Source organism: Phormidium pseudopriestleyi FRX01, assembly GCF_017313335.1.
Classification (GTDB): Bacteria; Cyanobacteriota; Cyanobacteriia; order Cyanobacteriales; family Laspinemataceae; genus Laspinema; species Laspinema pseudopriestleyi.
The window spans coordinates 1-10,338 of record NZ_JAFLQW010000512.1 but is presented as its reverse complement, the minus strand read 5'-3'; the positions used below and the strand labels follow the sequence as shown (position 1 = coordinate 10,338).

Annotated in this window: 3 protein-coding genes; all 3 read left to right on the top strand. The window is 52.1% G+C overall.

The features are described 5' to 3' along the window. Positions 1-402 precede the first annotated feature (402 nt). The 3 genes from rpoB (at position 403) to J0895_RS19380 (ending at position 10,054) form a co-directional block, all read left to right on the top strand. Positions 403-3,702, top strand: a complete 3,300-nt coding sequence (gene rpoB, locus J0895_RS19390) for a DNA-directed RNA polymerase subunit beta (protein WP_207089647.1) — start codon at positions 403-405, stop codon at positions 3,700-3,702. 216 nt (positions 3,703-3,918) lie between these two features. Next, on the top strand, positions 3,919-5,793 hold the full coding sequence (locus J0895_RS19385; protein WP_207089646.1) for a DNA-directed RNA polymerase subunit gamma: 1,875 nt from the start codon (positions 3,919-3,921) through the stop codon (positions 5,791-5,793). A 184-nt stretch (positions 5,794-5,977) separates the two neighbouring features. Continuing rightward, positions 5,978-10,054, top strand: a complete 4,077-nt coding sequence (locus J0895_RS19380; RefSeq protein ID WP_207089645.1) for a DNA-directed RNA polymerase subunit beta' — start codon at positions 5,978-5,980, stop codon at positions 10,052-10,054. The last annotated feature ends 284 nt before the right edge of the window (positions 10,055-10,338 follow it).

Here is a 10,338-nt window from a genome sequence, read left to right as displayed (position 1 = left end):
TTCAAGTTCTTACCTACGGATGCGTAGCTAGTCTGGAGCTACTAAAACTTAAAGATTAAACAGGCTTATTGGGTTAATCCAGTGTCTTTAAGATAGTACCGACCTCTAACATTGTCGTTCGCGCAGCGTCTCCCCTTGGGAGAAGCTAACATTACCCCAGAAAAGGTCCGGCTCAACAGAGCAAAACCATTATGCGGACTTCAGTTGTCAGATTTCAGTTCGTAACTGCCCGAACGAAAGTAGATTGCAATACTACACGGAATTACACAACTCCAAGGCGGTAATGGACTGATTAATCGATTCATGGAGAACAATCTTTATGCAGCGTAAACCTAGCTCCTCCTTTCCTCTCACCGCTAATTGGAGTACCAATATAGCGTCCGTCTCAATGAGGGAAAAAAGATGAATAATCCGACCTACCCAGCCGCAACGGCATTTACCCTCCCCGATCTCGTCGAGATTCAACGGGCGAGTTTCCGTTGGTTTCTTGAATTAGGACTGATTGAAGAACTCGACAGCTTTTCCCCCATCACCGACTATACGGGAAAACTAGAATTACATTTTATAGGGAAGGAGTACAAACTCAAGCGTCCGAAATACGATGTAGATGACGCAAAACGCCGGGATAGTACCTACGCGGTGCAAATGTATGTACCCACTCGACTCATCAACAAAGAAACCGGCGAAATCAAAGAGCAAGAAGTCTTCATCGGTGACCTACCCTTAATGACCGAACGGGGGACCTTCATTATTAACGGGGCCGAACGGGTCATTGTTAACCAAATTGTGCGATCGCCCGGAGTCTACTACAAATCTGAGACCGACAAAAATGGTCGCCGGACTTACAATGCCAGCTTGATCCCCAATCGGGGCGCATGGCTGAAATTTGAGACCGACAAAAACGATTTAGTCTGGGTCCGCATTGACAAAACCCGCAAATTGAGCGCCCAAGTGCTGCTCAAGGCCCTGGGACTCACCAATAACGAGATTTTCGATGCCCTGCGCCACCCGGAATATTTTCAGAAAACCATTGAAAAAGAAGGGGAATTCACCGAAGAAGAAGCCCTGATGGAGCTTTACAAAAAGCTGCGTCCCGGGGAACCCCCCACCGTATCCGGAGGCAGCCAACTGCTGGATTCGCGCTTCTTCGACCCCAAACGGTATGACCTCGGGCGAGTGGGCCGCTACAAGCTGAATAAAAAATTGCGCTTGTCTGTCCCCGATAACATCCGGGTCCTGACACCCCAAGATATCCTCACGGCGATCGACTACCTGATTAACCTGGAATTCGATGTGGGACAAAGCGACGACATTGACCACTTAGGCAATCGTCGGGTGCGATCGGTCGGCGAACTCCTGCAAAACCAAATCAGAGTCGGACTCAACCGCCTAGAACGAATCATCCGCGAACGCATGACCGTTTCCGATGCGGACTCCCTCACCCCCGCCTCCTTGGTCAACCCCAAACCCCTCGTCGCCGCCATCAAGGAATTCTTTGGGTCCTCCCAGCTTTCCCAGTTTATGGATCAGACCAACCCCCTAGCGGAACTGACCCACAAACGCCGCTTGAGCGCCCTCGGTCCCGGCGGATTAACTCGGGAACGGGCTGGATTTGCGGTCCGGGATATTCATCCCTCCCACTACGGACGAATCTGCCCCATTGAGACTCCAGAAGGTCCCAACGCTGGCTTAATTGGCTCCTTAGCGACTCACGCGAGAGTCAACCCCTACGGATTTATCGAAACTCCCTTTTATCCCGTAGAAAATGGGCGGGTTTTGCGGGAACGCGGAGCCCTGTTTATGACCGCCGATGAGGAAGATGACCTGCGGGTGGCCCCTGGAGATATTACCGTCGATGAAGGCGGCTATATCCAGGGTGAAACCGTCCCCGTGCGCTATCGCCAAGATTTCACCACCACCACCCCGGATCAGGTGGACTATGTGGCGGTTTCTCCCGTGCAGATTATCTCTGTGGCAACCTCTCTAATTCCCTTCCTGGAACATGATGACGCCAACCGCGCCCTCATGGGTTCTAATATGCAGCGGCAAGCCGTGCCGCTGTTACTGCCTGAGCGCCCCTTAGTCGGGACCGGCCTGGAAGCACAAGCGGCCCGGGACTCCGGCATGGTCGTTGTTTCCCGGACCGATGGCATGGTCACCTTTGTCGATGCCACCAAAATTCGCGTCCAGGACCCCACGGGTCGGTTTATGGAATATCAGCTACAGAAATATCAACGGTCCAACCAAGACACTTGCTTGAACCAGCGTCCCCTGGTATTTGAAGGGGATGATGTCGTCGCCGGACAGGTCTTGGCTGATGGGTCCTCCACCGAAGGGGGGGAATTGGCCCTGGGTCAGAATATTATCGTGGCTTATATGCCTTGGGAAGGCTATAACTACGAAGACGCCATTCTAATTAGTGAGCGTCTGGTTTATGACGACCTCTACACCTCAATTCACATTGAGAAATATGAAATTGAGGCCCGCCAAACCAAACTCGGACCGGAAGAAATTACCCGAGAAATTCCCAACGTTGGGGAAGATTCCCTCCGCCAGTTAGATGAAGGGGGAATTATCCGGATTGGCGCCTGGGTTGAATCCGGGGATATCCTCGTGGGTAAAGTCACGCCCAAAGGGGAGTCGGACCAACCTCCAGAAGAAAAGCTCTTGCGGGCGATTTTCGGGGAAAAAGCCCGAGACGTGCGGGATAACTCCCTGCGAGTCCCGAACGGGGAAAAAGGCCGGGTTGTGGATGTGCGAGTGTTTACCCGAGAACAAGGGGATGAACTGCCCCCGGGTGCAAATATGGTCGTGCGGGTTTATGTGGCCCAAAAGCGGAAAATCCAGGTCGGAGATAAAATGGCCGGTCGTCATGGGAATAAGGGAATTATTTCCCGGATTTTGCCCCTAGAAGATATGCCCTATCTGCCTGATGGGACGCCGTTGGATATCGTGTTGAATCCCTTGGGTGTGCCTTCGCGGATGAATGTAGGCCAGGTGTTTGAGTGCCTCCTGGGGTGGGCCGGACAAAATCTGGGGTCCCGGTTCAAGGTTGTGCCGTTTGATGAAATGCACGGGCCAGAAAAATCGCGGGAAACGGTGCATGGCAAGTTGAGGGAGTCTCGGCAGAAGACGGGTAAGGATTGGTTATTTAATGAGGACCACCCCGGGAAAACCTTAGTTTATGATGGCCGGACTGGAGAGGCTTTTGACCGTCCGATTACGGTGGGTAAGGCTTATATGCTCAAGTTGGTGCATTTGGTGGATGACAAGATTCATGCCCGTTCGACGGGGCCCTATTCTTTGGTCACCCAGCAACCCCTCGGCGGTAAAGCGCAACAAGGGGGCCAGCGGTTTGGAGAAATGGAAGTTTGGGCTTTGGAGGCATTTGGGGCGGCCTATACCTTGCAGGAGTTGCTGACGGTCAAGTCCGATGATATGCAGGGACGGAATGAGGCGTTGAATGCGATCGTCAAAGGAAAAGCGATTCCTCGTCCGGGAACTCCTGAGTCTTTCAAAGTGTTGATGCGAGAGTTGCAGTCGCTTTGTTTGGATATTGCGGTGCATAAAGTGCAGACCCAGGAGGATGGTACTTCTCGGGATGTAGAAGTGGACTTAATGGCAGATGTGGCTAATCGTCGCACTCCCTCTCGGCCAACTTATGAGTCGGTGTCTCGGGAAGCTTTAGAGGAGGAAGAGTAGGTTTGTCGTTGGTCATTTGTCATTTGTCATTTGTCATTTGTCATTTGTTGTTTGTCATTCGTCATTGGTCGTTTGGATGAATGACCAATCAGTAACAACTAACGACCAAAGACCAAGGACCAACGACCAACGACCAACGACCAAGGACCAACGACCAACGACCAAGGACCAAAGACCAACGACCAACGACCAACGACCAACGACCAAGGACATCAAATGCCAAAGATTGAGCAGCGCTTTGATTATGTAAAGATTGCGATCGCCTCCCCAGACCGAATTCGGCAATGGGGTGAACGAACCCTGCCGAATGGTCAAATTGTCGGCGAGGTCACCAAACCGGAAACCATTAATTACCGCACCTTAAAACCGGAAATGGACGGTTTATTTTGTGAACGAATTTTTGGTCCCGCGAAAGATTGGGAATGTCATTGCGGCAAATATAAGCGAGTTCGACATCGCGGCATTGTTTGTGAAAGATGTGGCGTAGAAGTCACCGAGTCTCGGGTGCGTCGCCATCGCATGGGCTTTATTAAATTAGCCGCGCCAGTTGCTCATGTTTGGTATCTCAAAGGCATTCCCAGCTATATCGCCATTCTCCTGGATATGCCCTTGCGGGATGTCGAACAAATTGTCTACTTCAATGCCTATTGTGTTCTGAGTCCCGGAAATGCAGACAATCTCCAATACAAGCAACTGCTGAGTGAAGATGCTTGGATGGAAATCGAGGACCAACTCTATAGTGAGGATACGGAACTCATCGGCATTGAAGTCGGGATTGGTGCCGAAGCATTGCAACGGTTATTACAGGACCTCGACCTAGAACCCGAAGCGGAAAAGTTACGCGAAGAAATCGCCAACTCCAAAGGACAAAAGCGGGCCAAACTGATTAAACGCTTGCGGGTCATTGATAACTTTATCGCCACCGGGTCTCAACCCGATTGGATGGTTCTGAAATATATTCCCGTGATTCCCCCAGACTTGCGTCCGATGGTGCAGTTGGATGGGGGCCGGTTTGCAACCAGTGACTTAAATGATTTGTACCGGCGGGTGATTAACCGGAATAATCGGTTAGCCCGATTGCAGGAGATTTTGGCCCCGGAAATCATCATTAGAAATGAAAAACGGATGTTGCAAGAGGCCGTGGATGCCCTGATTGATAATGGTCGTCGGGGACGGACGGTGGTGGGTGCAAATAACCGACCCCTGAAATCTTTGTCCGACATTATTGAGGGGAAACAAGGTCGATTCCGGCAAAACTTGCTGGGAAAACGGGTGGACTATTCCGGACGTTCCGTGATTGTCGTCGGACCGAAACTGAAGATTCACCAGTGCGGATTGCCTCGGGAAATGGCGATCGAACTTTTCCAACCGTTTGTAATTCACCGCCTGATTCGTCAGGGTTTGGTGAACAATATTAAGGCGGCCAAAAAGCTGATTCAACGAGCTGACCCGAGTGTTTGGGATGTCTTGGAAGAGGTGATTGAATCCCATCCCGTCCTGTTAAACCGCGCACCGACCCTCCACCGTTTAGGGATTCAAGCCTTTGAGCCAATTTTGGTGGATGGCCGCGCCATTCAATTGCACCCGTTAGTTTGTCCAGCATTTAATGCTGACTTTGATGGAGACCAAATGGCGGTGCACGTTCCGCTAGGTTTAGAGGCCCAAGCCGAAGCCCGGTTATTGATGTTGGCTTCTAACAATATTATGTCTCCGGCAACGGGACGGCCTATTGTTACGCCTTCTCAGGATATGGTGTTGGGTTGTTATTATTTGACCGCCCATAATCCTAAAGCTCATAAGGGTGCAGGGGGTTATTTTTCCTCGTTGCAGGATGCGATTATTGCATATCAACAAGGGGTGATTGAGTTACACGCTTTGATTTGGGTGCGGCTGGATATGAATTGGGATATTGATTCAGATGTGAAAGAAACCGAGCCCGAAGTTACCAACCATTCTGATGGAACGGTGACGAAACTCTATGCCGATCGCCGTATAAGAGAAGATGCCAATGGTAATCTGCTTTCTCAATACATTCACACCACAGCAGGCCGAATTATCTTCAATAAAACCATTGCGGATGTGTTGAGTTAAGGCGGGAAAGAACCTCACCCCCCCCGCCCCCCTCTCCTTCGGAAGGAGAGGGGGGAGCAAGAAAAGAACCTCACCCCCGACGCCACTCTCCTAAGAGGCGAGGGGGGACAAGAGTGGATTTTCAAATAATTCCCTGATTTCCCTATTTCATTTCATCGGTCAAAGGACAAAGGATAAAAGACTAATGACTAAAAAGAAGTTCACTTTCTACAACCGAGTTATTAATAAAGGTCAAATTAAAAGCCTGATTTCCCGAACTTTTGTGCAACATGGGACAGCCCGGAGTGCACAAATTGCCGATCGCATCAAAGACCTGGGATTCCGCTATGCCACCAAAGCCGGAGTCTCCATCAGTGTCGATGACTTAATGATTCCCCCCTCCAAACGCGAACTATTAATGGGGGCCGAACTCGAAATCACCAGAACCGAAAATCGCTATGCCCGAGGAGAAATCACCGAAGTAGAACGCTTCCAAAAAGTCATCGACACCTGGAACAGCACCAGCGAAGCCCTCAAAGACGAAGTAGTCCGTCACTTCAAAGAAACCGACCCCCTCAACTCCGTCTACATGATGGCCTTCTCCGGAGCACGAGGAAACGTCTCCCAAGTCCGGCAATTAGTCGGAATGCGCGGCTTAATGGCCAACCCCCAAGGGGAAATCATCGACCTACCCATTAAAACCAACTTCCGCGAAGGACTCACCGTCACCGAATACATCATCTCCTCCTACGGAGCCCGCAAAGGCCTAGTCGATACCGCCTTGCGAACCGCAGACTCCGGCTATCTCACCCGGCGTCTAGTCGATGTCTCCCAAGACGTAATCGTCCGAGAAGTAGACTGCGGCACCACACGCGGAATACCCATAGAATCCATGAAGGACGAAGACCGAATACTAATCCCCCTAAGCGATCGCCTCTTTGGTCGAGTCACCATCCAAGACATCATTTCCCCCCAAACCGGCGAATTAATTGCCGCCCGCAATCAGCCCATGAACGATGAACTGTGCGAAAACATCATGAAACATGGAGTAGAACAAGTCATCGTGCGATCGCCCCTCACCTGCGAAGCCTCCCGCAGCGTCTGTCAGCTTTGCTATGGCTGGAGTCTAGCCCACGGCAAACTCGTAGACATGGGAGAAGCCGTCGGCATCATCGCCGCCCAATCCATAGGCGAACCCGGCACCCAACTCACCATGCGCACCTTCCACACCGGCGGCGTCTTCACCGCAGAAGTCGCCCGGACCGTCACCGCCCCTGACGCCGGAACCGTCCACTACTCCCCCACCATGCGCGCACGCGCCTTCCGGACCCGTCATGGAGAAGATGCCTTCGTCGTCGAAAATGCCAAATCAGAAATTCGACTCCAAACAAACGGACGCAACCACGTCTTTGATGTCTTCCAAGGCACCGTCCTCCTCATTCCCGATGGCCGCCACGTAGAACCATTGACCATCCTGGCAGAAGTCCCCCTACCCGGACGCACCCGAAGGACAACAGAAAAAGCCACCAAAGACGTCGCCTCCGACCTAGCCGGAGAAGTCGTCTTTGCCGACTTGATACCCGAAGAGAAAAAAGACCGCCAAGGCAACGCCACCCGCACCGCCACCCGGGGAGGACTCGTCTGGATATTGTCCGGAGAAGTCTATAACCTACCCCCTGGCGCTGAACCCGTCGTCAAAAATGGCGATCGCATCCAACCCGGAGGAATCCTCGCCGAAACCAAACTCGTCACCGACAACGGCGGCATCGTCCGACTCCTAGGAGAAATGGAAAACCGCCCATCCTCCATGCCTCGGGAAATCGAAATCATCACCGCCTCCGTCACCCTCGACCGCGCCACCGTCTATGCCACCTCCACCGGAGGCCGCGACCACTACACCATTGAAACCATTGGCAAACAGTTATTCTCCCTGAAAGCCACCCCCGGAACCAAAGTCTTAAATCATCAAGTCGTCGCCGAACTAATCGACGAAACCTACCGCACCCAAAGCGGGGGAATCATCAAATATGCCGGAGTGGACGTGCTCAAGCGGGGTAAAGCCAAACAAGGCTATGAAGTCGTCAAAGGCGGCACCTTACTCTGGATTCCCGAAGAATGCCACGAAATCAACAAAGACATTTCCTTGTTGCTAGTAGAAGACGGCCAATTTGTTGAAGCCGCCACAGAAATAGTCAAAGACATCAAATGTGCCACCAGTGGAGTCGTCGAAGTCACCCAGAAAAACGACATCCTCCGGGAAGTCACCATCAAGCCCGGGGAATTGATAATGATTGAAGACCCGGAAAAAGTGGCGATCGCCAATGGCACAATCGTCAATCCCGGTCAAGAAATTATCCCCGGACTCATCGCCCAGGAATTGCGCTACGTCGAAATCCTAGAAACCCCCGAAGGTCCCGCCTTATTGCTGCGTCCCATAGTCGAATATCCCGTCTTGGATGAACCCGCCATTCCCTCTCAGGAGTCTCTGAACAATGGGGAAGAGGCCATGATTCAACTGCGCGCCGTCCAGCGGTTGCCCTATAAAGATGGAGAACGGGTCAAATCTGTAGAAGGGTTGGAATTGCTGCGGACCCAGTTAGTCCTGGAAATTGATAAAGATGCCCCTGGACTCGCCGCAGACATTGAATTAGTGCCAGTGTCAGTTGAGGAACAGAATTCCTCCGAAGAGTTGGACCCCTCTAAGGGTGCGCCCATGCGGTTACAGTTAGTCATCCTTGAATCCCTAGTCATTCGCCGGGATGTCGTCGCCGATACCACCCAAGGCAGTACCCAAACTCGCCTGTTAGTCAAAGATGGGGACCGGATTCCCCCCGGGGCAGTCGTCGCCCGCACCGAAATTCTCGGCAAAGAAGCCGGTGAAATTCGCGGGATTCGCGAAGGGGCAGAAGCCATTCGCCGGGTCCTGGTGGTCCGGGATAATGATGTCATTACCGTAGACTCCTTTGAAGAACCCACAGTCAAAGTGGGAGAATTTGTCATCGAGAACACCGAAATCGCCAACGGACTCCGGATGCCCGATTCAGGTCGGGTCGTGGAAGTGACGGCCCTAGAGCCTGACGATAGTTCGGCCTTAGCCCAGGGGAATTACCGGATTAAGTTGCGTCTGGCGCGTCCTTACCGAGTGTCTCCTGGGGCTGTGCTTCATGTGGATGATGGCTCCTTAGTGCAGCGGGGGGATAACCTGGTGTTGCTGGTGTTTGAGCGCACCAAGACTGGGGATATTATTCAAGGGTTGCCCCGGATTGAGGAATTGCTGGAGGCCCGTAAGCCGAAAGAGGGTTGCGTATTGGCCGCCTTGCCTGGGGTGGCCCAGGTGGTGTATGGGGATGATGATACGGTGATTTTGAAAGTAGTAGAAGATGATGGGGCTGTTACGGATTATGAGTTGGGCCCGGGTCAGCCCCTGCTGGTGAGTGATGGTCAGCGGGTGAAGGCGGGGGAACCGCTAACTGATGGACCGAGCAATCCTCATGAGATTTTGGAGATTTTCTTCAATCTGCCGGGGGAACGGAATTATGAGCATACGCTGTTGAGTTTTCAGCAAGTGCAGACGTTTTTGGTGAGTGAAGTGCAGTCGGTGTATTTGTCCCAAGGGATTGATATTAGTGATAAGCACATTGAGGTGATTGTGCGTCAGATGACGAACAAGGTGAGGATTGATGATGGCGGGGATACGACTATGCTGCCTGGGGAGTTGATTGAGTTGCAACAGGTGGAACGGGTGAATGAGGCGATGTCGATTACCGGCGGTGCGCCGGCGAAGTACACTCCGCTGTTGTTGGGGATTACTAAGGCGTCGTTGAATACGGATAGTTTTATTTCGGCGGCTTCTTTTCAGGAGACGACTCGGGTGCTGACTGAAGCGGCGATCGAGGGTAAGTCTGATTGGTTGCGTGGGTTGAAGGAGAATGTGATTATTGGGCGGCTGATTCCTGCGGGGACTGGGTTTAATGCTTATGAGGATATGATGCTGTTGCCGGATGATAGTGCTTATGAGGGGGTGATTGAGGAGGAGCCCCAGGAGTTTCAGGGTGTGGTGCTGGATGACCATACGGCGCGGGCTTATGGGAATAAGGTGATCGAGTTGGATGGGGAGATTTTGCCTCCTGATGATGATGAGGCGGACGATGAGTTGTTGGGTGATGGGAATTTGGGAGTGAAGGGGGGTAAAGAGGTGCGATCGCTCTCCATCCTTGAGGAGGATTTCGAGGATGATGAGGATTTTGATGATGATGATGATATTGAGGATGATTTTGAGTAAGGGGATTGCAAAATATAAATCATCCAAACGTTCAACTTCCCCCCTTCACGGGTTTCTTTAAGATGACGGGCGTGAAGGAGTCACTAGCTCAAGTTTGTAGTAACCCCTTCAGGGGTTTCTTTAAGATGACGGGCGTGAAGGAGTCACTACGAACGTTTTGGGGATTTTATTTTTTGGAGTTCCCTAGAACCTCACCCCCCCCCGCCCCCCTCTCCTTGGTAAGGAGAGGGGGGAGCTAGAACCTCACCCCCCCCAGCCCCCCTCTCCTTGGTAAGGAGAGGGGG

What these genes read in the sequence shown, in the direction of transcription:
- J0895_RS19380 (WP_207089645.1), top strand. Translation starts at nt 5,978, where the DNA reads ATGACTAAAAAGAAGTTCACTTTCTACAACCGAGTTATTAATAAAGGT.
- rpoB (WP_207089647.1), top strand. Translation starts at nt 403, where the DNA reads ATGAATAATCCGACCTACCCAGCCGCAACGGCATTTACCCTCCCCGAT.
- J0895_RS19385 (WP_207089646.1), top strand. Translation starts at nt 3,919, where the DNA reads ATGCCAAAGATTGAGCAGCGCTTTGATTATGTAAAGATTGCGATCGCC.